The following is a 23092-nucleotide window of genomic DNA, read 5'->3' on the forward strand; positions in this document are numbered from 1 at the left end:
GGCGGTGACTTCGGGGGCGGCGACTTCGGCGGCGGTGACTTCGGGGGCGGCGACTTCTGACCGCGCCGACCGGTGAGCCGCCGGTCGGCGCGGACGGCGGGCCCCACGCCGGACGTGATCGGTGGCGCGGGCGCCCCGCCGGACGCCTCAGCCGGTGTTGCGCATGCCGGCGGCGATGCCGTTGACCGTGGTCAGCAGGGCGCGCTCCAGCGCCGTGCCGTCGTTCGGCGCCCGCCGGCCGCCCGGCGCGGTGACCAGCGCCCGACCGGCCGCCCCGGACTCCCGGTACTGGCGCAGCAGGGCCACCTGGAGGTGGTGCAGCGGCTCCAGGTAGGTGTCGCGGACGGCCAGCGTGCGCTGGAGCACCGGCGAGCCGTCCAGCAGCGCCGGGGAGCCGGTCACCGCCAGCACCTCCCGCCGGGTCAGCTCGTACTCCTGCTCGATCTTGTGGAAGATCGGGTGCAGCTTCTTCGGCACCAGCGTCTCGACGTACCGGCGGGCGATGCTCAGGTCGGTCTTGGTGAGCATCATCTCCACGTTGGACAGGAACGTGCGGAAGAAGTGCCAGTTGCGGTGCATCTCGGCCAGCACGTCCTGCAGCCCCGCCTCCCGGGCCGCGGCCAGGCCGGAGCCGACCCCGAACCAGCCGGGCACGATCTGCCGGGTCTGGGTCCAGCCGAACACCCACGGGATGGCGCGCAGCCCGGCGAGCCCGGCACCGGTGTTCGGCCGCTTCGCCGGGCGCGAGCCGATGTTCAGCGCGCCGAGCAGCTCCGTCGGCGTCGACGCCCAGAAGTACGCGGGCAGGTCCGGATCCTCCACCAGCGACCGGTACGACCGGAACGCCGAGTCGGAGACCAGCTCCATCGTCGCGTCCCAGCGCTCCAGCATCTCGGCGGGCTGCCGGGGCGCGGTGTGCAGCAGCGTCGCCTGGAGCACTGCGGCCAGGGTCAGCTCCAGGTTCTCCCGGGCCAGCGACGGCAGCGAGTACTTGTCGGAGATGACCTCGCCCTGCTCGGTCACCTTGATGGCGCCGTCCAGGGTGCCGTACGGCTGGGCCAGGATCGCCTCGTGCGTCGGCCCGCCGCCGCGCCCCACCGTGCCGCCCCGGCCGTGGAAGAGCCGCAGGTGCACGCCGTGCCGGGCGGCCACGTCGCGCAGCGCGCGCTGGGCCCGGTGGATCGACCACTGGCTGGTGGTGATGCCGGCCTCCTTGTTGGAGTCGGAGTAGCCCAGCATCACCTCCTGCACGTCGCCCCGCGCCGCCACCAGCGCCCGGTACGCCGGCAGGGACAGCAGCTCGTCGAGGAGTTCGCCGCCCGCGTTCAGCTCGGCCGGGGTCTCCAGCAGCGGCACGAAGCCGATCCGGGCCCGGCCGCTGTGCACGTCGACCAGGCCGGCCTCGCGGGCCAGCACCACCGCCGCGAGCACGTCGTCCACCCCGAGGGTCATCGAGATGATGTACGACTCGATGACCTCCGCGCCGAACCGGTCCTGGGCCTCGCGGATGGTGCCGAACACGTCGAACGTCTTGCGGGCCGCCTCGGTCAGCGGGGTGTCGAGCGTGGAGAGCGGCCGGCGGCCGGCCAGCTCGTCGGCCAGCAGCTTCGTACGCTCCAGCCGGGTCAGCGACGGGTAGTCGGAGACCTCGCCGACGGCCGCGTAGAGCTGGGCCAGCACGGCGTGGTGCGCCTCGGCGTGCTCCCGCACGTCCATGGTCGCCAGGTGCAGCCCGAACGCGGAGACCGTACGGATGGTCGAGGCGAGCCGGCCCACGGCGGTGAGCTGGCCGGCGTTGCGGGCCAGCGAGGCGCGCAGCAGCTCCAGGTCGGAGATCAGCTCGGCCGAGCCGCGGTAGTCCCGGCCGGGCACGTGCGCGGTGCCCTGCCGCAGCCGCTGCCGGGTGTTGGCCAGCTTCGCCTTCACGCAGCGGGCCTTGAGCCGGTAGGGCTCCTCGGCGTTGACCCGGCGGAACCGGGGCGCCACCTCGGGCAGCGCGTCCAGGTCGGCGGCGAGGCTGGCGGAGAGGTCGAGCGACACGCCGCGCAGCCGCCGGGACACCGACACCTCGTTGATCAGGTGGTCCATCGCCCGCTCGGTGGCCGCGATGCCGTGCTCGTGCTGGATGGTCAGCACCTCGCGGGTCACGGTCGGGGTGACGAACGGGTTGCCGTCGCGGTCGCCGCCGATCCAGGTGCCGAAGCTCAGCGGCCGGGCGGTGGGGGAGGTCTCCACGCCGAGGGTGCGCAGCGTGTCGGCGAGGTCGTCGAGCACCTGCGGGGCGGCCTCGGCGTACAGGTCGCGCAGGTAGTAGATGGCGTTGCGGGCCTCGTCGGTCGGGTCCGGCCGGTCGAGCCGCAGCTCGTCGGTCTGCCACATCAGGTCGAGCAGTTCGGCGAGGCGGCGGTTGGCCGGGCCCTCGTCGCTGGCGCCGTAGAGGATCGCGTTGGCGGTCTCGGTGTCCAGTTCGTCGGCGATCGCGCGCAGCTTCGACAGGATCGACCGGCGGGCCGCCTCGGTCGGGTGCGCGGTGAAGACGGGCCGTACCGCCAGCCGGCGGGCCGCGGCGGCGATCTCCTCGGCCGGCACCCCGCGCTCGGCGATCATCTTGGCCGCCTGGTCCAGCCAGCCGCCCTGGATCGCCCGGCGGCGGCGCAGGTCCCGGCCCCGGTGCACCTGCTCGGTGATGTTGGCCAGGTGGAAGTAGGTGGAGAAGGCGCGGGCCAGCTTGGTGCCGGTGGTGACGTCGAGGCCGGCGAGGCGCTGTGCCGCGGAGGGCGCGTCGGAGCGCACCAGCGCGCGGATCTCCTCGACCAGGTCGAGCAGCGGGCGGCCCTCCTGGCGGGCGAGGGTCTGCCCGAGCAGGGTGCCGAGGCGGCGGATGTCGGCGCGCAGCGCGGCGTCGGGGCCGTCGTGGTCGTGCTGGTCGGTCACGGTGCGCTCCTTACGTGCGTACGAAGGACAGCGCTGTCCGTTGAGGCTGATGGTATCCGCGCCAGGGCCGGGCGCGTGCGACGGCCCCCGCCCCTCCTGATCGCCCACCCGGTAAGCCTACGGCCGAAAGATCCTAATTGTCCGGCAAGCCGGTCGGCGTCGACATTCCGCGGCGCGCCGGGCCCGGGCCGCTCAGTCCGGCGCCTGCGCGGGCCGGCCCGACCGGTGGGCCGGCGCCGCCCGGCCGGCCCGGAACATCCCGGCGGTGAGCAGCCCGGCCGCGCCGAGGACGCACCACAGGGCGAGCCCGGTCACCGCCCAGCCGATCGACCGGCGGTCGAAGTAGACGACGGACTTCAGCAGGTCGGTGGCGAGCCCCGGCACGTTCCACCGGTGCATGCCGCGCAGCCAGGCGGGCAGGAACTCGGGCGCGTAGATGCCGCCGGAGCCGGGGTTGCCGAGCACCACCAGGAGCAGGATCACCAGGCCGGTGCCGAGCAGGCCGAGCCAGCCCTGCACCGCGGCCGCGGCGGCCGCCGCCGCGAACACCGCCAGCGCCCCGGCGGCGGCGATGCCCACCAGGTCGTGGTCCCAGACGCCGAGGACCGGCCCGACCACCACCGCGCCGACGATCCCGAGCACCAGGCTGTACGCGGCGAGCGCGGCGATCCGCAGCGCGGCGCGGCGCGGGCCCCGGGGCGTGGTGCCGCCCGCGAGCCCGAGGACGGTGGAGGCGAGATAGCCGCCGAGGACGTACCCGACGGCCAGGTAGAACGGGACCAGCCCGCGCGGGTCGGCGTCGGCCACCGGGACCTCGTCGGTCACCCGCAGCGGCAGTTCCGCCTGTCGGGCGGCGGCGCCGAGCACCTGCACGACGACGTCGGTCGCGGCGGGCGCGGCGGCGCTGGCCGTGGTCAGGGCCAGTCCGCCCTCGGCCGTGGTGCTGAGCACCGCGTACACCTCGCGGGTCGCGAGGCCGTCGTCGGCGGCGCCCGGGTCGGCGTACCCGACGGCCTTGAGCCGGTCGGTCTGGTTCCGCACCGCGCCGAGGAGGGCCTCGGCCTTCTGGTCGCCCCGCACGACGCCGACGGGCACGTCGCGCGGGGTCGGCTGGTGCAGCGCGCCGACGTAGGCGGCGATGAACGCCGTGGCGAGCAGCAGGGTGCCCAGCAGCAGCCCCGCGGTGCGCAGCCGGCTGCGCGCTTCCTCGTCCACGCCGTCAGCCTAGGGCGGTTTGCCCGGCTTTCGCCGCTGTTATCCGGCGGAAACCGTTCGACCGGCCCGATAGCGTTCGATCATGACCTCGCCGAGCTATCCCCCCAAGCCCCGGCCGGGCGACCGAGTCGCGGTCGTCTCACCCTCCGCCGGACTGCCCGCGATCTTCCCCCACGTGTACGAGCTGGGGCTGCGCCGGCTGCGCGAGGAGTTCGGCCTGGAGCCGGTGGAGTATCCGACGACGCGGGTGATGGACGCCGACCCGCGCGACCGGGCGCGGGACCTGACCGCCGCCTTCGCCGACCCGACGATCACCGCCGTGCTCGCCACGATCGGCGGGGAAGACCAGATCACGGTCACCCCGCACCTGGACGACGCCGTGCTGCGGGCCAACCCGAAGCCGTTCTTCGGCTACTCCGACAACACCAACCTGCTCAACCACCTGCACCGGCTGGGAATCGTGGCCTACCACGGCGGATCGGTGCTGGTGCACCTCGGTCGGCCGGGCCGGCCGCACCCGCTGACGTTCGACTCGCTGCGCGCCGCCCTCTTCACCTCCGGCTGGTACGACCTGACGCCCGCGCCGGAGTGGGGCGACCGGCCGGGCGACTGGCGGGACCCGGCGGCGCTGGCCCACGAGCCGGAGATGCTGCCGGGGAAGGGCTGGCGCTGGCAGGGACCGCGGCGCACGATCGAGGGGCGCGCCTGGGGCGGCGAACTGGAGATCCTGCACTGGCTGATGGCCGCCGACCGAGTCCCGTCGGCCGAGGCGCTGGCGGGCTCGGTGCTGATCGTCGAGACGTCGGAGGAGATGCCCTCGGCGGCCGACGTGTTCCGGATGTTGCGCAACATGGGCGAGCGAGGGCTGCTCGCCGCGTTCCAGGCGGTGCTGGTCGGCCGGGCGAAGGCGTGGAACTTCGACCGGCAGCACTCGATCGAGGAGCGGCGGGAGTTCGCCGAGGCCCAGCGGGAGGCGATCACCCGGGCGCTCGCCGCCTACCACCCGGACGCGGTGCTGGTCTTCGACGTGGACTTCGGCCACACCGACCCGCAGCTCATCGTCCCGTACGGCGGTGAGGTCCGGGTGGACGCGGTCGAGCGGCGGATCTCGGTGCGCTACTGAGCAACCCGCCCGGGACGACGGTCGGGCCGGCGGCGTGGCGGCGGTGCCGGTCGGGCGCGGCGGTGCCCCAGCGGGTGACCTGCCTGCGCGAGGCGGTGGCGGTCGGCCGGCGGCGTGGCGGCGGGCAGACGCGGCGTGTCCTGGCGGCGGCGGAGGGGCGGCGCGGCCGGCGGTCGGATTGGCGGCGGTCAGCCGACGACGGCGAAGGCGCGGACCGGGAAGGTGCCCATGCCGGCCACCTGCGGCGGGGCGGCGGTGAACCGGAAACCCTCCGGGGGCAGCGCGTCGAGGCCGGTGAGGTGCTCCACGATCGGCACGCCGGCGGCCAGCAGCGTGCTGTGGGCCGGACGCTCGCCGGCGGACGCCGGGCTCATGTCGTCGATGTTGATCGAGTCGATGCCGACCAGGGCGGCACCCGCCTCGAGGAGGGCCCGGGCGCCGTCCCCCGTGAGGTAGGGCGCCTCCGGCGCGGCGTACCCGTCGGTGCCGAAGTGCGCCGACCAGCCGGTGTGCAGCAGCACCGCTCGCCCGGCCACCTCGTACGGCGCCAGCATCAGCCGGTCGATCGCGCGGGTGCCGGCCGGCACCCGGACCACGATGCCGGGCAGGTCGGCGAGGCGCTCCAGCGGCGTGCCGGCGAGGTCGGCGCCGTCGGCGTAGCGGTGCGAGGGGGTGTCGACGTACGTGCCGGTGTTGGCGATCATGTCGATCCGCGCGACCTGGAACTCGGTGCCCGGGGCGTAGTTGGCGCGGGAGGCGTCACGGGTCAGCCACTCGGTGACCCGCGGGGCCGGCCAGCCGGGCAGGGTGGTCATCCCGTCGGTGATCACGTGGCTCAGCTCGACCAGTCGCCGTCCGCCCCTACCGTGCGGGCCGGCGGCGCCTTCCGTCCCTCCGGCTCCGGCGGCGCCTTCCGTGTCAACGGCGCCGGCGGCGGCCGGGCTGGTCGCGGCGGTGGGGCCGGCCGAGGTGGGCAGGCCACGGCCGCCCTTGTGCGGTTCCTGGATGAGCGTCTTGTTGCTGATCCGGACGTCGGCGACCATCAGCAGCCCGAGGTGCCGGACGAGCAGCGCCGCCAGCTCGTCGTCGGTGATCGTGTGGCCGGGAATGTCCAGCCGGAACCCGTCCGTCCGCAGCCCGCCACCGTTGGCGAAGCTCACCTCGGCATCGAACTGCGCTCGCCACTGCTGCGTCATGCCACAACCCGATCATGGCCGCCCCGGTTGGTCAAGATCCCCGTATGCGGCGTCGGCCGTACACGCGGCCGACACAAGATCGCGCTACATCCGGGAAGTAGTGGCCTCGGAGTGCGCCGGAGACCACTACTTCCCGGAAACTGCGCGATCTTGGCACCGGGGCGAGGGACGGCGAGGAACGGCGATGGGCGCGCGAAGAGCAGTGGAGGGCGGGGTGGGAAGGACGGGGTGGGCGGGAAGGGGGTGGGTGTCGGGCGGCGGGGATAGGCTGGCAGACGTGCACCCCCCGTCCGGTCGGGCGAGGGGGATCTGTCGTGTGCCCGTCCACGCGTGCCCCTGGAAGTGATGACATGCTCACCGGTCTGTTCTCCGCCGCCCTGGCCGACCCCGGGCTGGCCCGGGCACGTGACCTGGCGCGCTCCGGTGCCGCACAGGTCGACGGCCTCGACATCACCGCGCCGCCCGCGCTGCGCCCGTTCGCGGTCGCCGCGGTCGCCGCCGACCCGGCCGGCGACACGCGAACCGGCGGCACGCAGGCTGGCGGCACGCAGGCCGGCGACCCACAGACCGGCGGCACGCGGAGCGGCGCCAAGCGGGCCGGCGACGCGCAGACCAGCGACTCGCAGAGCGGCGACACGCGGGCCGGCGACAGGCAGACCGGCGGGGCGGGTCGGCCGGTGCTCGCCGTCACCGCCACCACCCGGGAGGCCGACGACCTGGCCGCCGCGCTGGGCAGCCTGCTCCCGCCGGAGCAGGTGGCGGTCTTCCCGTCCTGGGAGACGCTGCCGCACGAGCGGCTGTCGCCCCGCTCCGACACGGTCGGCCGGCGGCTGGCCGTGCTGCGTCGGCTGGCCCATCCGGGGTCGGCGGACGCGCACGGGCGCACCGGCCCGCTGCGGGTGGTCGTGGCGCCCGTCCGGTCGCTGCTCCAGCCGCAGCTCAAGGGGCTCGGCGACCTGGAGCCCGTGCAGCTTGCCGCCGGGGCGGAGGCCGACCTGGAGGACGTGGCCCGCCGGCTCACGGACATGGCGTACGCGCGGGTCGACCTGGTCACCAAGCGGGGCGAGTTCGCCGTGCGCGGCGGCATCCTCGACATCTTCCCGCCCACCGACGAGCATCCGTCCCGGGTCGAGTTCTGGGGCGACGAGGTGGAGGAGATCCGCACCTTCGCCGTCGCCGACCAGCGGACCATCGAGCAGGTGCCGCAGCTGTGGGCGCCGCCGTGCCGGGAGCTGCTGCTCACCCCCTCGGTGCGCAAGCGGGCCGCCGCCCTCGCCGAGGAGCACCCGGAGCTGGCCGAGATCCTCGACAAGCTGGCCGAGGGCATCCCGGTGGAGGGCATGGAGTCGCTCGCCCCGGCGCTGATCGGCGCCGACTCGATGGAGCTGCTGCTGGATTGCATGCCGGCCGGCACCCACGTGCTGCTCTGCGACCCGGAGCGGATCCGCACCCGCGCGCACGACCTGGTGCGTACCTCCGAGGAGTTCCTCCAGGCGAGCTGGGCCGCGGCGGCCGTCGGCGGCCAGGCCCCGGTCGACCTCGGCGCCGCCGCCTTCAAGACCCTGGCGGAGGTACGCGCCGCCGCCGCGAGGCTGGGCCGGCCCTGGTGGACGCTGTCGCCGTTCGGCCTGGTCGGGGCGGAGTCCGCCGCCCCGGAGCGGCAGCCCTGGGAGGACGAGCCGGGCGAGGTGGACGTCACCCCCGACGACGCGATCGCGGTGACGCTGGCCGCGCAGCCGGCCCCGCTCTACCACGGCGAGACCGCCCGGGTGGTCGACGACCTGAAGCGCTGGGCCGGCGAGGGCTGGTCGATCGCGTTGGTCTTCGAGGGGCACGGCCCCGCCCAGCGGGCGGTCGAGGTGCTCCGCGACGCCGGTCTCGGCGCGCGGCTGACCGAGGAGGTGCCGACCGCGCCCGCCCCCGGCGAGCTGCTCGTCACCTGCGGCAACCTGAGCAGCGGCTTCGTCGACGAGGCGTCCCGCTTCGTGCTGCTCACCGGCAACGACGTCACCGGCGGCCGGGGCACCTCCACCCGCGACATGCGCAAGATGCCGAGCCGGCGGCGCAACACCATCGACCCGCTGGAGCTGAAGGCTGGCGACCACGTCGTGCACGAGCAGCACGGCATCGGCCGCTACGTCGAGCTGGTGCAGCGCACCGTCAACGGCGCCTCCCGGGAATACCTCGTCATCGAGTACGCGCCGAGCAAGCGCGGCCAGCCCGGCGACCGGCTCTTCGTCCCCACCGACCAGCTCGACCAGCTCTCCCGCTACGTCGGCGGCGAGCAGCCCACCCTGCACAAGATGGGCGGCTCGGACTGGCAGAAGTCCAAGGCCCGGGCCCGTAAGGCGGTCCGGGAGATCGCCGCCCAGCTCATCCAGCTCTACGCCGCCCGCAAGGCGTCCAAGGGACACCTGTTCGGCCCGGACACGCCGTGGCAGCGGGAGCTGGAGGACGCCTTCCCCTGGCAGGAGACGCCCGACCAGCTCGCCGCGATCGAAGAGGTCAAGCGGGACATGGAGCAGACCGTTCCGATGGACCGGCTGATCTGCGGCGACGTCGGCTACGGCAAGACGGAGATCGCGGTCCGGGCGGCGTTCAAGGCGGTGCAGGACGGCAAGCAGGTGGCGGTGCTGGTGCCCACCACCCTGCTGGTGCAGCAGCACTACAACACGTTCGCCGAGCGGATGAGCCAGTTCCCGGTGACGATCAGGCAGCTGTCCCGCTTCCAGACGCCGAAGGAGGCCGAGCAGACGCTGGCGATGGCGGCCGAGGGCACGGCCGACATCGTCATCGGCACCCACCGGCTGCTCCAGGCGGCCACCCGGTTCAAGTCGCTCGGCCTGGTCATCGTCGACGAGGAGCAGCGCTTCGGCGTCGAGCACAAGGAGCACTTGAAGACCATGCGCGCCTCGGTCGACGTGCTGAGCATGTCGGCCACGCCGATCCCGCGCACCCTGGAGATGGCGATCACCGGCATCCGGGAGATGTCCACCATCGCCACCCCGCCCGAGGAGCGGCACCCGGTGCTGACGTTCGTCGGGGCGTACGACGAGCGGCAGGTGGCCGCCTCCATCCACCGCGAGCTGCTCCGCGACGGGCAGGTCTTCTACCTGCACAACCGGGTCGAGTCGATCGACAGGGCGGCCCGGAAGCTGCGCGAGCTGGTGCCCGAGGCGCGGGTGGCGGTGGCGCACGGCCAGATGAGCGAGGAGGCCCTGGAGAAGGTCATGGTCGGCTTCTGGGAGAAGGAGTTCGACGTGCTGGTCTGCACCACGATCGTGGAGTCCGGCATCGACATCCCGAACGCCAACACCCTGATCGTGGAGCGCGCCGACCTGCTGGGCCTGGCCCAGCTGCACCAGATCCGGGGCCGGGTCGGCCGGGGCCGGGAGCGGGCGTACGCCTACTTCCTCTACCCGCCCGAGAAGCCGCTGACCGAGCACGCCCACGAGCGGCTGGCGACCATCGCCCAGCACACCGAGCTGGGCGCCGGCATGTACGTGGCGATGAAGGACCTGGAGATCCGGGGCGCCGGCAACCTGCTCGGCGGCGAGCAGTCCGGCCACATCGAGGGCGTCGGCTTCGACCTGTACGTGCGGATGGTCGGCGAGGCGGTCTCCGCGTTCAAGGGCGAGCGCCCGGAGGAGGAGACCGAGGTCAAGGTCGACCTGCCGGTCGACGCGCACCTGCCGCACGACTACGTCGGCGTGGAGCGGCTGCGCCTGGAGATGTACCGCAAGCTGGCCGAGGCGCGCGACGAGGAGCGGCTGCGCGAGGTGGTGGCGGAGATGACGGACCGCTACGGCGAGCCGCCCGCCCCGGTGCAGAACCTGGTCGCGGTGGCCCGGTTCCGGCTGCTGGCCCGCCGCTACGGCCTGACCGACGTCTCCATGCAGGGCAAGCACATCCGGTTCGGCCCGCTGCCGCTGCCCGACTCGAAGCAGCTGCGGCTCAAGCGCTACCACCCGGACTCGGTCTACAAGGCCGCGCTCGACCAGGTCAGCGTGCCCCGGCCGAGCACCCGACGGATCGGCGGCGAGCCGCTGCGTGACCAGGCCCTGCTGGAGTGGTGCGCCCAGCTCCTCTCCGACGTGCTGGGCGAGCCGGCCGTCGCGGCCACGTCGACCAGATGACCCCCCCTCGCGTCGGCCACGTCGACCAGATCCCCCCCTCGTCGGCCACGCACCTCGTCGTCGCGGGCGGTGCTCCGGCCCGGGCCGTGCGCCGGGTGGGGGGCGTCACAGGCTCCGGTTCGGCATGAGAGAGTGGCGAACATGCGTGCTCGCCGTCTGATCGCCGCCGCCAGCGTCGCGGCCCTCGGTCTCGTCTCCCTCGCCGCCTGCGGCAGGTCCGCGCCGGACGTCGCCGTCTACGTCGGTGACACCACCTACTCGATGAGTCGGGTGGACGAGATCTACGACGACGCCCAGCGGACGTTCGGCGAGGCGGTCCGCGCGCAGGCCGCCCGGACCGGCGCCACCCCGTCGCCGGACCAGCTGCGTGCGCCGGTGACCCGGCAGGACGTCGTCAACCTGCTGGTCAGCATCGACCTGGGCAAGCGCGTCGCGGCCGCGAAGAGCATCAGCGTGCGCGACCAGGTCGGCCCCGAGGATCTCCAGCAGCCGCTGCGGGTGCCGGCCGCCGCCGAGTACGCGAAACTGTGGGGCGAGTGGGTCGACATCTCCCAGGCGCTCGGGGAGCGGCTCCCGCCGGGCGAGCTGAGCGACGACTCGGTGATGGCCGTCTACCGGGCGCTGGAGAAGACCGGCCAGATCGACTCCGGCCTGGAGGTCGCCCAGGTTCGGCGGCTCTTCGGCGACGGTGGCTTCGTCCGCAGCGGCGCCGCGGTCAGCGCGGCTCTGCAGGAGGAGGCCGAGCGCGCCGACCTCTCGGTCAACCCGCGGTTCAATCCGCTGGAGGTGCCGTCGTTGGTCGGTAACGGCCAGGCCCTGATCGTCTACTCGCTGCCGTACATCGACGAGGACGGCCCCGTCACCGACGTCTCGACCCCGCAGCCGGCCGGGGCGTCCGGGCCGGCCGACAGCTGAGCATGTCGGCGCGGATCGTCCTGCTCGTCACCTCGCCCCGGTTGCCGGCCGGGCTGCTGACCGCCGCCGCGTGGGACGTCGTACGCCGGCATCCCGTGCTGGCGGGGGCGGAGAGCGAGCTGACCACGGCGCTGCGCACGGCGGGCGCCCAGGTGCGGCTGGTCGACGGCCCGGCGACGCAGGCGCTGCTCGACGCGGCGGCGGCGGACGGCGTCGTGGTGTGGCTGGCCGGCCCGGCCGGCGACGAGTCGCTGGCCCGGGAGCTGGGCCTGCGGCTGGCCCGCGAGCCGGGCCTCGCGGAGCTGGAGCTGATGTACGGCTCCTGGGACCCGCCGGGCGCCCGGCTGCTCGACGCGGTGGCGGTGATGGACCGGCTGGCCTCGCCCGGCGGCGACCCGTGGAAGCGGGCGCAGACCCACCGGAGCCTCGCGGGCTTCCTGCTGGAGGAGTGCTACGAGGCGTACGACGCGATCAGCGCCGGGGACACCGACGCGCTGCGCGAGGAGCTGGGCGACGTGCTGCTCCAGGTGGTGCTGCACGCCCGGCTGGCCGAGGAGCTGCCCGAGGGGCGGCGGTGGACCGTCGACGACGTGGCCGGGGGTCTGGTCGACAAGATGGTCCGGCGCAACCCGCACGTCTTCGCCGACGCCGAGGCGGGCACGCTGGAGGAGATCGAGGCCAGCTGGGAGCGGATCAAGCGGGCCGAGAAGGCGCGCGACTCGGTGCTGGACGGCGTCGCGCTGAGCCAGCCCGCCCTCGCGCTGGCCGCCAAGATCCTGGAGCGCGCCGGCCGGGTCGGTCTCGCCGTACCGCCGCCCCTGGCGGAGTCCCAGGTGGACCCGGAGGCGCGGCTCGGCGCGAGCCTGCTCGGCACGGTCGCGGCGGCCCGCGAGGCGGGCCTGGACCCGGAGGCGGCCCTGCGCCGCGCCGCCCTGGCCTACGCGGACGCCGTCCGCGCGGCCGAAAAGGCCTGAGCCGACCCGGTAGGGTCGGCGGGTGGAATCGTTTGTGCCGCTCGCCGAGCGGATCGTCGACGCGTTGCTGGAGAGCCGGCCGGGGCTTGCCACCTCCACCGGCGACCACCGTTACGACGACCGCCTGCCGGACCTGTCCGCCACCGCCGTCGCCGCCGACCAGGCGATGCTGAGGGAGGCCGCGGACGCGCTCGCCGAGCTCGACCCGGATTCGCTGGGCGTCGAGGAGCGGGTCGACCACGCCCTGCTCACCTCGTTCGTGGACCGGGCGCTGTTCGAGTGGAGCGAGATCCGCGCGCACGAGTGGGACCCGCTGCGGCACAACCCCGGGCCGCTGCTGCACGCGCTGGCCGCCCGCCCGTTCGCGCCGGTCGAGGAGCGGCTGACCAGCCTGGCCGGCCGGCTCGCCGCCGTGCCGGACGCGCTGGCGACCGCCCGCGCGACGTTGCGCGACATGCCGCGCGTCCACGCCGAGACGGCCGTCGGGCAGTTCACCGGCGCGGCGGCGCTGGTGCGCGACGAGGTGCCGGCGCTGCTGGCGCAGGCGCCCGCCCTGCACGACCGGGTCGAGCCGGCCGCCACGGCGGCGATCGCGGCGCTGGAGGAGTTCGTCGCGTGGCTGCGGCAGGGCCTGGCCGCCGACGCCGGCCCGGGGCGAGACCCGCGCCTGGGCCGCCGCCGTTGGGAGGCGCGGCTCTGGCACACCCTCGACACGGAGCTGGGTGCCGCCGAGATCCAGCGCCGGGCCTGGGCCAACCTGGAGCGGGTCACCGAGGAGATCCGGGCGGCGGCCGTCGAGCTGGTCGGCGGCCCGGCCGACGACGAGACCGTACGCCGCGCGCTGGACCTGCTCGCCGCCGAGCATCCCGACGACGCCACGATCGTGGACCTCGCCTCGGTCACCCTGGACGAGGCCGCCGACTTCGTCCGCGCCCACGACCTGGTCACCCTGGTCGACGACCCCTGCGTGATCCAGGAGATGCCCGAGTTCGCCCGGGGCGTGGCGGTCGCCTACTGCGACTCGCCCGGCCCGCTGGAGACGGCGGACGTGCCGACGTTCTACTGCATCGCGCCGACCCCGGCGGACTGGCCGGCACACCGGGTCGAGTCGTTCTACCGGGAGTACAACGACCACATGATCCGCAACCTGACGGTGCACGAGGCGATGCCGGGGCACTTCCTCCAGCTCGCCCACGCCCGCCGGCACGTCGGCCCGACCCGGGTCCGGGCGCTGACCGAGTCCGGCCCGTTCATCGAGGGCTGGGCGGTCTACGCGGAGGAGCTGATGGCCGGCCTCGGCTTCGGCGGCCTGCCGGTGCGGTTGCAGCAGCTCAAGATGCAGCTCCGGATGACCATCAACGCGCTGCTGGACCAGCTCGTCCACTGCGAGGAGCTGCCGGAGGCCGAGGCGATGGCGCTGATGACCGGGCGCGGCTTCCAGGAGGAGGGCGAGGCGGCCGGCAAGTGGCGGCGCGCACTGCTCACCTCGACCCAGCTGTCGACGTACTTCGTCGGCTACAGCGAGGTCGCCGAGATCGCCGCCGCCCGCCCGGCCGACGTGTCGGTGCGCGACTGGCACGACGCGATGCTCGCCCACGACTGCCCGCCCCCGCGCCACCTGCGCACGCTGCTCGGCGTGTAGGGCAGGGCACCCCACCGCCCGCCGGCGAAGGGCGGCCCCGCTAGGGCTTCGGGCGGCGTCGCCCGCCGGTCACCGTCGCGTCGATCAGCCACCGGGAGATGGAGTACCCGGGCGGCAGCTCCGCCGGCAGCCCGTCGAGCGGGAACCAGCGCGCCTCGGTCAGCTCCCGCCCGTCCACCACCGGCTCGGCGCCCGGGTCGGCGGCGGTGGCGGTGAAGCCGGTGAGCAGCACGTTCGGGCCGGACAGCGCCCAGGGCTGGCTGCCGAAGTAGGACAGCCCGGTCAGGGCCAGCCCGACCTCCTCACCGACCTCGCGGTGGGCCGCCGCCTCCAGCGTCTCGCCGGCCTCGACGAAGCCGGCGACCAGCGCCCACAGCGCCGTCGGCCCGTACGAGTGCCGCACCAGCAGCAGCTCGTCGGGGCGACCGGCCGGGCCGGGCCGGGTGATCGCCACCAGCACGGCGGCGGAGAGGCGCATCGGCACGTACAGCTCGCAGTCGGGGCAGCGCCGCGCCGACTCGCCGGGCACGTCGGCCAGCTCGGCCCGGCAGGCCCCGCACCACCGGTGGGTACGCCGCCAGGCGACCACGGTCAGCGCCCGGCCGGCCAGCGCGGCGAGCGGCTCGGGCGCCTCGGCGGCGAGTGCCGCCCAGCCGCGCCAGCGGCCCGGCAGCTCCTGCGGCTCGGCCGGCTCGGTCGCCCACGCCGGTACGCCGTCCAGCGTGCCCAGCGGCACCCAGCCGGTCCCGGCGGGCAGGTCGGCGACGCGCAGGACGGCGCCGTCGGCGCGGGTCAGCAGCTTGCGCCCGGCCACCGGCAGGGCCAGGTCGGTGGGGGCCGGCGGGGTGCCGCCCCCGGCCCCGGGGACGAAGCCGCCGGCGGACACGAGCCGGCGGGTCGGCGGGGTGTCAGCCCCCGCTCCGGGGGTGTGGCCGCCCGGCCGGTCGGTCACGAGGTGGCGGGCCGGCGGTCGACCACGCCGGCGCCGGCCGGCAGCTCGAACGCCTCGCCGTCGACCGCCTCGCGGTAGCGGGTCAGCGCCAGCTCGACCGGCCTGCCGTCGACCTGGCCGGTGAAGCTGCCCAGCACCCCGTCGGTGGTCACGCAGGCGGTGAAGTCGCCGGCGGCCTGCTCGACGTCGACGCAGCTGGCGTGGTGGCCGGCGAGGGTGGTGCTGCTCTGGGCGATCACGGCGTCCGGGTCCAGCGCGGCGGCGGTCAGCAGCCCCACCACGACCGGCGGTGTGACCAGCCCCTGCCGCTTGGCCTCGGTGAACAGCGCCACCGAGGGCTTCGCGTTCGGCGCGGGCGGGGCCTCCAGCGTGCAGGTGGCCTTTCCGGCGGCGGTCTCGCAGCGGGCGGTGGCCTCCGGGGTGACGGTGAGCCGGCCGCCGGGCCAGGTGTAGGCGGAGCGGGCCGGGTCCTGCGCCTGGGCCATCGTGGCGGCCTGCCCGCCGGGAAGCAGGTAGTCGGCGGAGTAGGTCAACTCCAGCGCTCCGTCGAGCCGGGCGGCCATGTCGTTGACGAGGTCGGACCGCCCGAGGGCCCGGCCGGCGTCGTCCAGGGTCTGACAGCCGGTGACGGTGAGCGACGCGATGACCGACACGGCGAGCACGCGGAGAGTGGTCGAGGCGGCGGGCATGGGGAACAGCGTGGCCGATCGGGTCAACCGCGCGCAAACCAGTTGCCGGTTGAGGCCCGAGAATCCGGGAATGTCCGTGTGTGGCGCCCCCGGAGGGCGGGCTCGGAGCCGGTTCCGCATGCGACCGCACCGCCCGCGCCCGACGGCGGCCCGATACGCTGCGTTCAACACCTGCCTCAGCCGCACCGTCGCGGCCCATACCGGACCGGAACACAAAAACGAGGAGCGACTCAGTGGCAACCATCGAGGGAATCGTCGCGCGGGAGATCCTGGACTCGCGGGGCAACCCGACCGTCGAGGTCGAGGTCGGGCTCGACGACGGCACGATCGCCCGCGCCGCGGTGCCGTCCGGCGCCTCCACCGGCGCCTTCGAGGCGGTCGAGCTGCGCGACGGTGACAAGGACCGCTACCTGGGCAAGGGTGTCGAGAAGGCGGTCTCGAACATCGAGGACAAGATCGTCGACGAGCTCGTCGGCTACGAGGCCAGCGAGCAGCGGCTGATCGACCAGAAGATGCTCGACATCGACGGCTCGGACAACAAGGGCGAGCTGGGCGCGAACGCCGTCCTGGGCGTCTCCCTGGCCGTGGCCAAGGCCGCCGCCGGCAGCGCCGAGCTGAGCCTGTTCCGCTACCTGGGCGGCCCGAACGCGCACCTGCTCCCGGTGCCGATGATGAACATCCTCAACGGTGGGGCGCACGCCGACTCCAACGTCGACATCCAGGAGTTCATGATCGCGCCGATCGGCGCGCCCAGCTTCCGCGAGGCGCTGCGCTCCGGCGCGGAGGTCTACCACGCGCTCAAGTCGGTGCTGAAGAAGAAGGACCTCTCCACCGGGCTGGGCGACGAGGGCGGCTTCGCCCCGAACCTGCCCACCAACGCCGCCGCCCTGGACCTGATCGCCGAGGCGGTCGAGAAGGCCGGCTACCGGCTGGGCACCGACATCGTCTTCGCGCTCGACGTGGCCGCCACGGAGTTCTTCGACAACGGCACCTACACCTTCGAGGGCGCCGCGAAGACCGCCGAGGAGATGAGCAACTACTACACCAAGCTCATCGGCGACTACCCGATCGTGTCGATCGAGGACCCGCTGTCGGAGGACGACTGGACCGGCTGGCAGACGCTGACGGCCTCCGTCGGCGACCGCATCCAGATCGTCGGCGACGACCTGTTCGTCACCAACCCGCAGCGGATCGCCCGCGGCATCGCCGAGAAGGCCGCCAACGCGGTGCTGGTCAAGGTCAACCAGATCGGGTCGCTGACCGAGACCCTGGACGCGGTGGACCTGGCCCACCGGGCCGGCTTCAAGTGCATGATGAGCCACCGCTCGGGCGAGACCGAGGACACCACGATCGCCGACCTGGCGGTGGCGACCGGCTGCGGCCAGATCAAGACCGGCGCCCCGGCCCGCTCGGACCGGGTCGCGAAGTACAACCAGCTCCTGCGCATCGAGGAGGAGCTGGCCGACGCGGCGCGGTACGCCGGGGCCGGCGCGTTCCCGCGCTACCGTTCGGCCTGAGACCCGCCGAGCCTCGGGGGAGGGGTGTGACGATGCAGCAGCGCCGCACACCGGGTGGCCAGCGTCCCGCCCGCCGACCGGGTCACTCCGGCCGGCCGGGCGGGGCCCGGGGCGCCCGGGCGTCGGTCCGCGACGGCGGCGTCCGCGCCGAGCCGCGCGCCACCGCCGGCCGCGCGCCGGGGGCGGCCCGGGGAGCCGAGGGCGTACGCTCCGCGAACCGGCCCGCCGCAGCCCGTCGTACGGCGGCCGGCGGCACGGTCAAGCGGCTCACCGCACCCCACTCCCGAGGCTTCACCGGGCGGGCCACCGTGCTCTTCGCGGTGCTGATCGCGCTCGCCCTGGCCTACACCTACCCGGTGCGGGTCTACCTCGACCAGCAGGCCGACATCGAGCGGATGGAGGCGGCCCAGGCGGCCCAACGCAGGACGATCGAGGAACTCTCCGCCGAGGCCGCCAAGTGGCAGGACCGGGCGTACATCGAGACGAAGGCCCGGGAGCGGTTCTTCATGGTCCGCCCCGACGAGACGCTGCTGGTCGTGCTCTCCGACCCGGAGGGGGCCGCCCGGGACGCGGGCCGGACCGGGAACCCCGGGAAGCCCGCCGAGCCCGACCCCTGGTACGACACCCTCTGGTCAAGCGTGCGGGCCGCCAACGGCGAGCAGACCGACAAGTGAGCACCACCCGAGCACCGAACGAGAGATGGGCACCGTGACAGTCGTACCACCGCAGGAGCCGGCGGCGGACTCCGTACCCCCGCCGAAGCGCGAGCCGGCCACGGAGGCCGACCTGGCCGCGGTGGCCGCGCAGCTCGGCCGCCCGCCCCGGGGCACCCGGGCGGTCGCCCACCGCTGTCCCTGCGGCCTGCCCGACGTGGTGGAGACGACGCCGCGCCTGGCCGACGGGACGCCCTTCCCGACGTTGTTCTACCTGACCTGTCCCCGCGCCACGGCGGCGTGCAGCCGGCTGGAGTCGGCCGGGCTGATGCGGGAGATGGCCGACCGGCTGGCCGCCGACCCGGAGCTGGCCGACCGCTACCGTGCCGCGCACGAGGACTACCTGGACCGCCGGGAGGCGATCGGCGAGGTCCCGGAGATCGCCGGCATCTCCGCCGGCGGGATGCCCGGCCGGGTGAAGTGCCTGCACGTGCACCTCGGGCACGCGCTGGGGGCCGGGCCGGGGGTCAACCCGTTCGGCGACGAGACGCTGGCGCTGGTGGAGAAGTGGTGGGCGGCCGGGCCCTGCGTGGACGTGCCGGCGGCCGACTGACGATGGCGCGGGCGGACGAGGGCGTGCCGGGCGCGCGCGGGGCAACGCCGGGCGCGGGCGGGCCCGTGGCGGACGCGGACGACGTCGTGGTGCGGCGCGCCCGCACCTCGGACGTGCGCGGCATCCGGCGGCTGGTCGACACCTACACCGACGACCGGCGGCTGCTGAGCAAGGCCACCGTCACCCTCTACGAGGACGTGCAGGAGTTCCGGGTCGCGGTCCGGGCGGACGACGGCGCGGTGGTCGGCTGCGGCGCGCTGCACGTGATGTGGGAGGACCTGGCCGAGATCCGGACGGTGGCGGTGGACCCGTCGTGCCGGGGCCGCAGGCTCGGTCACCGGATCGTCGCGGAGCTGATCGAGGCCGCCCGCGAGCTGGGGGTGTCCCGGATCTTCGTGCTCACCTTCGAGACGCGGTTCTTCGGCTCGTTCGGGTTCACCGAGATCGACGGCGCGCCGGTGCCGCAGCCGGTCTACGAGCAACTGCTGCGCTCCTACGACGAGGGTGTCGCCGAGTTCCTGGACCTGGAGCGGGTCAAGCCCAACACCCTCGGCAACACCCGGATGCTGCTGCGTCTCTGACTGCCGCGCCCGGAGCGCACGGCCGGTCCGGGGCCGGGCGCGGCCCCGGTGGTCGAGCCCCGGCGCGCGGGCGGCCTGCCGCCGGTCAGGCGCGGCGCGGGTGGGCGGCGAAGAAGTCCCAGATCAGCTCGGTCGCGGCGAGACCCGCGTCGGGCGCGGCGAGTTGGCCGGCCCGCGCCCCGGGCCACGAGTGCCCCATGTCCGGCAGGGTGTGGACGGTGACGTCGCTGCCGTCGGCGCACCGCGCGTCGGTGCGGGTGACGCCCGCCGCGCCCGCCCGCGGGGCCCCGGCCGCCGGCCGGCAACCGAGCCGCCGCTGCCAGGTCCGGATGCCGGAGGTGAAGACCTCGGCGTAGCGGTCCTGCCCGCCGATGAACGTGACCACCGACACCGGCCGCTCGGGCACGTAGTCGTCCGGGACGGTACGGGGGCCGCTGTAGCCGCCGCTGACCACGCCGATCGCCGCGAAGGTCCCGTCGAGCTCGACGGCGGCCCGGAAGCTCATGTCCCCGCCGTTGGAGATCCCCGTGAGGTAGATCCGGTCCGGGTCGGCCCGCCACGTACGCACCAGGTGCTCCGTGAGGGCCCCGAGGAACCCGACGTCGTCGGCGGACCCGCAGCAGATCAGCGCGTTGAAGCCGCCGTCGCGCCCGTCGGGGTAGGCGACGAGGAAGTTCTCCCGGTCGGCGACCGCGTCCAGCCCGGTCGTCTCGCGCAGGCCCTCGCCGCTGCCGGGATAGAAGTGCAGGGCGATCACCAGAGCGGTGGGCCGGGCCGGGTCGTAGCCGGGCGGAGCGTGCAGCAGGTAGCTCCGGTCGGCCCCGCCGTGCGGCAGGCTCAGCCGGTGGTCGCCGGCGGCGGGGCGCTCGACGGCCCCCGAAGGCGACGGGACGGGCGCCGCGCCGGGCCGCTCCCGGTGCCCGTCGCCGCACGCCGCCGCGACGGCGGCGAGCATCAGCCCCGTCAGCACCGCCACCGTCCGTCGCACGCCCCGCCCCCTCCGTGACCCCGGGTCCACACTGGAATCCGAGCCGGCGGTGGGTCAACCCTTTCGGTCCTGGGCGAAGGCAGGCAGTCTGCTGGCATGCTCCGCCTCCGCCTCGGGCCGGCGGACCTGTGCCGGGTCCGCTTCGCCGACCGCCTGCACCCCGTCGGGACGGCCCTGCTGGCCTGTCAGGCGTTGCACGACCCGAACACCGCGCCGGCGGTGCCGGGCCCGGCGGCGGGCGCGGCGGCGGCGGTGGGCCGCGTCCGGGCCGCCGCCGCCGTGCTGCGGCACCTGCTTCCCGCACGCGGGCGCCTCCCGGACTTCCTCACCCCCTTCGACGGGCTGGAGTCGGTGGCCGCCGGTCTCGACGCGATCCGGGCGACCCCGGCCCGGCGCATCCGGGCCGAGGTCGCCGCCGCGTACGCGGACCTGGCGGTGTCGCCGTTGCGCCGGCGGTTCGCCGAGGCGGACGCCGAGGCCATGGGGCTGTTCGGGCGGGCGCTGGGCACGTGGCACGACGGCGTGCTCGGGCCGCACTGGGCCGAACTGGCGGACGCCCACCGGCACCAGGTGGCGGAGGCGACCGGGCACCTCGCCACGCACGGGCTGGACGGCCTGCTGAACGCGCTGCACCCCGCGATCCGGTGGGAGACGCCGACGCTGACGGTGCGGACCTGGTGGAGCGCCACGGTCTCCGGTACGGGCCACGGCCTCATCCTGTTGCCGTCGCCGCTGGCCGGTCCGCATCCCCGGGTGCTGGTGGAGCCGGACCGGCCCGTGCTGGTGGTGTATCCCGCGCCGATGCCCCGGCGGGTGACCACGAGCGCCGCCGACCCGCTCGGCGGGCTGCTCGGAACGACCCGGGCGGCGGTGCTGCGCCGGCTCGCCGAGCCGGGCCGGCACACCACCACCAGCCTCGGCCGGGCCCTCGGGATCAGCCTCTCCTCCGCGTCCGAGCACGCGGGGGCGTTGCGGGCCGCCGGCCTGGTCAGCAGCGTCCGGGCCGGCGGGGCGGTGCTGCACCGGTTGACGCCGCTCGGCGCCGGGCTGCTCGGCGGGGGCGACGTCCCGCCGGCCGGCCACGGCTGACCTCGCCGCCGCGCGTCGCGCGCGGGCTCCGGAATTTCCGCGCCGTCCCTGTAATCCGTGGCGTCGACGTCGACAAGTACCCGCGACAGGGCGATCTGCGGAGGTGACATGCAAGGCCGTGAAGAGCGGGTGAGCGAGCTGTTCCGCCGACATGCCGACGACATCCATGCGTACGCGACCTGGCGGGTCGGCAGGCAGGATGCCGCGGACGTGGTGGGCGAGGTGTTCCTGGTGGCCTGGCGGTCCCTCGACAAGGTGCGGGTGGGCGAGGAGCGGGCCTGGTTGTTCGGGGTGGCGCGCCGGCTGGTGCTGGCCCGTCGCCGGCAGGATGCCGCCGCCACCGCGCTGGACGAGCGGATGGCCGCCGCCAACGTCACGGAGGCCGGGCCGGACCGGCTCGCCGACGACGTCGCGCTCCGCGACCAGGTGCGGCAGGCGCTGGACGCCCTCGGCACGCGGGACCGCGAGGTGCTGGTCACGGCCGCCTGGTTCGACCTGACGGCGGCGCAGGCGGCGCGGGTGCTCGGCATCTCCCGGCCCACCTACGCGGTCCGGCTGCACCGGGCCCGCAGCCGGTTCCGCGCCGCCTACGAGCGGGTCGTCAAGAACGAGTACGAGGCCACGTCGGCCATCCACAAGCCAGTGGCAGCGTGAAGGGGAGCACGATGAACATCGACGAATTGGTGCGCCGGGGGCGGCCGGACTCGACGGGGTGGGCGCGCAGCGAGGCGGGGCGGCGGGCACTGGACGGGGTCGTCACGGCCGCCTCGGCCGGCGAGCCCGCCGAAGTCGGCCCGGCCAGGGCGTCCAGGCCGGCGCTGCGCTGGTCCTTCCTCGCCACCGGGCTCGCCGGGGCCGCCGCGGCCGGGGTGCTGGCGGTGTCGATCGTCGCGGCGCCGCAGGACGCGGGGCGGGACGTCCCGCCGGTGGCCGGCGCGCAGCCGGGAGCGACGCACAGCGCCGGCGCGGGCACGACGCTGACGGCGCGCGACATCCTGCTCGCCGCGGCCGGCCGGGCGGAGCAGGCGCCCGCCGAGACCGGCAGGTACTGGCACGTCAAGACGGTCGACGTGTACGGCCCGACGCGGGTCGGCACCGGCGCCGACGCGTACTCGCTGCTGCGCAGCAGCGTGAACGAGAGCTGGGACGCCCGTGAGCCGCGCGACGCGAGCTGGACCGGGTTCCGGGATCTCGGGGCACGGCCGCGCGCCGCCGAGGACGAGCGGGCCTGGCGCGCGGCCGGTTCCCCGACCACCTGGCGCCTGGACGTCGACGGCCCGTCGAAGCTGGTCCTGTCGACCCGGCCGGGCAAGGGCGACCTCTCCCGGGACCCCGAGCCGCCCCGCTACCTGGAGGACCTCGGGGAGCTCACCCTGGAGCAGGTCCGGCAACTGCCGGCCGAGCCGGGAGCGCTGCGCGGCTGGGTGACCGACCGGATCCGGGCCGACAAGGACATGGGGAACCCCGCCCCCGGCAGCGCCCTGAGTGACCGCCTGCTCTTCGGCTTCCTGAGCCGGCTGCTGCTCGACACGCCGGCCCCGCCGAAGGTGCGCGCCGCGGCGTTCCGGGTCCTCGCCGACATCCCCGGCGTGCGCGGCCTCGGCACCGTCCAGGACGAGCGTGGCCGCTCCGGCCAGGGCGTGGAGTTCCGCAGCGGCGCCGAGACCGAGTGGCTGATCGTCGACACGGCGACCCACCGGCTGCTCGCGAGCAGGATCGTGTCCACCCCGAAGGGCGCGCCGGCGTACGGCGGCAAGGAGAGCAGCACCCTGGTGCTGACCGCGGAGTGGTCCGACGCCGCGCCACGGGTGCCGGCCCTGCCGCAGCGGTAGCGGCACCCGTCGTACAGCGACGGCCGGCCGCGCTCGGGGGCGG

The 23092-nt window shown here is 75.0% G+C and carries 17 protein-coding genes and 1 pseudogene; 12 read left to right on the forward strand and 6 right to left on the reverse strand.

The features are described from left to right. Positions 1–147: 147 nt before the first annotated feature. Positions 148–2934: a phosphoenolpyruvate carboxylase gene (gene ppc, locus ACWENR_RS19715; protein ID WP_452278432.1), complete on the reverse strand. Its 2787-nt coding sequence runs from the start codon at positions 2932–2934 to the stop codon at positions 148–150. A gap of 192 nt (positions 2935–3126) precedes the next feature. Next, on the reverse strand, positions 3127–4149 hold the full coding sequence (locus tag ACWENR_RS19720; protein WP_452278433.1) for a hypothetical protein: 1023 nt from the start codon (positions 4147–4149) through the stop codon (positions 3127–3129). Between the two features lie 82 nt (positions 4150–4231). Here ACWENR_RS19720 and ACWENR_RS19725 point away from each other — a divergent pair, with 82 nt between their 5' ends. Further along, positions 4232–5272, forward strand: a complete 1041-nt coding sequence (locus ACWENR_RS19725; RefSeq protein WP_452278434.1) for a S66 family peptidase — start codon at positions 4232–4234, stop codon at positions 5270–5272. 188 nt (positions 5273–5460) lie between these two features. On the opposite strand, the gene ACWENR_RS19730 is transcribed toward ACWENR_RS19725, so the two are convergent. Next, positions 5461–6468: a cyclase family protein gene (locus ACWENR_RS19730; RefSeq protein WP_452278435.1), complete on the reverse strand. Its 1008-nt coding sequence runs from the start codon at positions 6466–6468 to the stop codon at positions 5461–5463. A 647-nt stretch (positions 6469–7115) separates the two neighbouring features. Here ACWENR_RS19730 and mfd point away from each other — a divergent pair. The 4 genes and pseudogenes from mfd to ACWENR_RS19750 all read left to right on the forward strand — a co-directional run. After that, positions 7116–10604: pseudogene (gene mfd, locus ACWENR_RS19735) on the forward strand (transcription-repair coupling factor); the annotation flags it as partial. A 141-nt stretch (positions 10605–10745) separates the two neighbouring features. Beyond that, positions 10746–11519: a hypothetical protein gene (locus tag ACWENR_RS19740; RefSeq protein WP_452278436.1), complete on the forward strand. Its 774-nt coding sequence runs from the start codon at positions 10746–10748 to the stop codon at positions 11517–11519. Between the two features lie 2 nt (positions 11520–11521). Further along, positions 11522–12493 (forward strand): nucleoside triphosphate pyrophosphohydrolase, encoded by a 972-nt coding sequence (locus ACWENR_RS19745; RefSeq protein ID WP_452278437.1) that lies wholly within the window; start codon positions 11522–11524, stop codon positions 12491–12493. A gap of 22 nt (positions 12494–12515) precedes the next feature. Beyond that, positions 12516–14135: a DUF885 domain-containing protein gene (locus ACWENR_RS19750; RefSeq protein WP_452278438.1), complete on the forward strand. Its 1620-nt coding sequence runs from the start codon at positions 12516–12518 to the stop codon at positions 14133–14135. Positions 14136–14175: 40 nt separating this feature from the next. On the opposite strand, the gene ACWENR_RS19755 is transcribed toward ACWENR_RS19750, so the two are convergent. Beyond that, positions 14176–15087 carry an NAD(+) diphosphatase gene (locus ACWENR_RS19755; protein WP_452278439.1) on the reverse strand — a complete coding sequence of 304 codons (912 nt, stop codon included), beginning with the start codon at positions 15085–15087 and terminating at the stop codon, positions 14176–14178. Continuing rightward, a complete protein-coding gene (locus ACWENR_RS19760) occupies positions 15084–15776 on the reverse strand; it encodes a hypothetical protein (RefSeq protein WP_452278440.1) in 693 nt (230 codons plus the stop codon). Before ACWENR_RS19760 ends, ACWENR_RS19755 begins: the two co-directional genes overlap by 4 nt. A gap of 233 nt (positions 15777–16009) precedes the next feature. Here ACWENR_RS19760 and eno point away from each other — a divergent pair, with 233 nt between their 5' ends. The 4 genes from eno (at position 16010) to ACWENR_RS19780 (ending at position 19140) form a co-directional block, all read left to right on the forward strand. Continuing rightward, positions 16010–17293, forward strand: a complete 1284-nt coding sequence (gene eno, locus ACWENR_RS19765; RefSeq protein ID WP_452278441.1) for a phosphopyruvate hydratase — start codon at positions 16010–16012, stop codon at positions 17291–17293. 32 nt (positions 17294–17325) lie between these two features. Further along, entirely contained in the window at positions 17326–17967 is a 642-nt protein-coding gene (locus tag ACWENR_RS19770) for an FtsB family cell division protein (RefSeq protein WP_452278448.1), read from the forward strand. 34 nt (positions 17968–18001) lie between these two features. Next, positions 18002–18559, forward strand: coding sequence for a DUF501 domain-containing protein (locus ACWENR_RS19775; RefSeq protein ID WP_452278442.1), 558 nt, complete (start codon positions 18002–18004; stop codon positions 18557–18559). Positions 18560–18624: 65 nt separating this feature from the next. Continuing rightward, a complete protein-coding gene (locus ACWENR_RS19780; RefSeq protein WP_452278443.1) occupies positions 18625–19140 on the forward strand; it encodes an amino-acid N-acetyltransferase in 516 nt (171 codons plus the stop codon). An 85-nt stretch (positions 19141–19225) separates the two neighbouring features. On the opposite strand, the gene ACWENR_RS19785 is transcribed toward ACWENR_RS19780, so the two are convergent. Further along, positions 19226–20128 (reverse strand): alpha/beta hydrolase family esterase, encoded by a 903-nt coding sequence (locus ACWENR_RS19785; RefSeq protein ID WP_452278444.1) that lies wholly within the window; start codon positions 20126–20128, stop codon positions 19226–19228. A gap of 96 nt (positions 20129–20224) precedes the next feature. On the opposite strand from ACWENR_RS19785, the gene ACWENR_RS19790 reads away from it, so the two are divergent. From ACWENR_RS19790 to ACWENR_RS19800, 3 genes are all read left to right on the forward strand, one after another. Then, complete coding sequence (locus ACWENR_RS19790; protein ID WP_452278445.1) at positions 20225–21217, forward strand: ArsR/SmtB family transcription factor; 993 nt, start codon at positions 20225–20227, stop codon at positions 21215–21217. Between the two features lie 108 nt (positions 21218–21325). After that, entirely contained in the window at positions 21326–21871 is a 546-nt protein-coding gene (locus tag ACWENR_RS19795) for an RNA polymerase sigma factor (RefSeq protein ID WP_452278446.1), read from the forward strand. 11 nt (positions 21872–21882) lie between these two features. Then, the gene (locus ACWENR_RS19800) at positions 21883–23049 is read left to right on the forward strand and encodes a CU044_5270 family protein (RefSeq protein WP_452278447.1); all 1167 of its coding nucleotides are present in this window, start codon (positions 21883–21885) and stop codon (positions 23047–23049) included. The last annotated feature ends 43 nt before the right edge of the window (positions 23050–23092 follow it).

The organism is Micromonospora sp. NPDC004336 (genome assembly GCF_053602615.1).

Excerpts from the sequence above, each read along its gene's own strand:
- ACWENR_RS19725 (WP_452278434.1), top strand. The coding sequence starts at position 4,232 with ATGACCTCGCCGAGCTATCCCCCCAAGCCCCGGCCGGGCGACCGAGTC.
- ACWENR_RS19730 (WP_452278435.1), bottom strand. The coding sequence starts at position 6,468 with ATGACGCAGCAGTGGCGAGCGCAGTTCGATGCCGAGGTGAGCTTCGCC.
- ACWENR_RS19740 (WP_452278436.1), top strand. The coding sequence starts at position 10,746 with ATGCGTGCTCGCCGTCTGATCGCCGCCGCCAGCGTCGCGGCCCTCGGT.
- ACWENR_RS19745 (WP_452278437.1), top strand. The coding sequence starts at position 11,522 with ATGTCGGCGCGGATCGTCCTGCTCGTCACCTCGCCCCGGTTGCCGGCC.
- ACWENR_RS19760 (WP_452278440.1), bottom strand. The coding sequence starts at position 15,776 with ATGCCCGCCGCCTCGACCACTCTCCGCGTGCTCGCCGTGTCGGTCATC.
- ACWENR_RS19770 (WP_452278448.1), top strand. The coding sequence starts at position 17,326 with ATGCAGCAGCGCCGCACACCGGGTGGCCAGCGTCCCGCCCGCCGACCG.
- ACWENR_RS19790 (WP_452278445.1), top strand. The coding sequence starts at position 20,225 with ATGCTCCGCCTCCGCCTCGGGCCGGCGGACCTGTGCCGGGTCCGCTTC.
- ACWENR_RS19795 (WP_452278446.1), top strand. The coding sequence starts at position 21,326 with ATGCAAGGCCGTGAAGAGCGGGTGAGCGAGCTGTTCCGCCGACATGCC.
- ACWENR_RS19800 (WP_452278447.1), top strand. The coding sequence starts at position 21,883 with ATGAACATCGACGAATTGGTGCGCCGGGGGCGGCCGGACTCGACGGGG.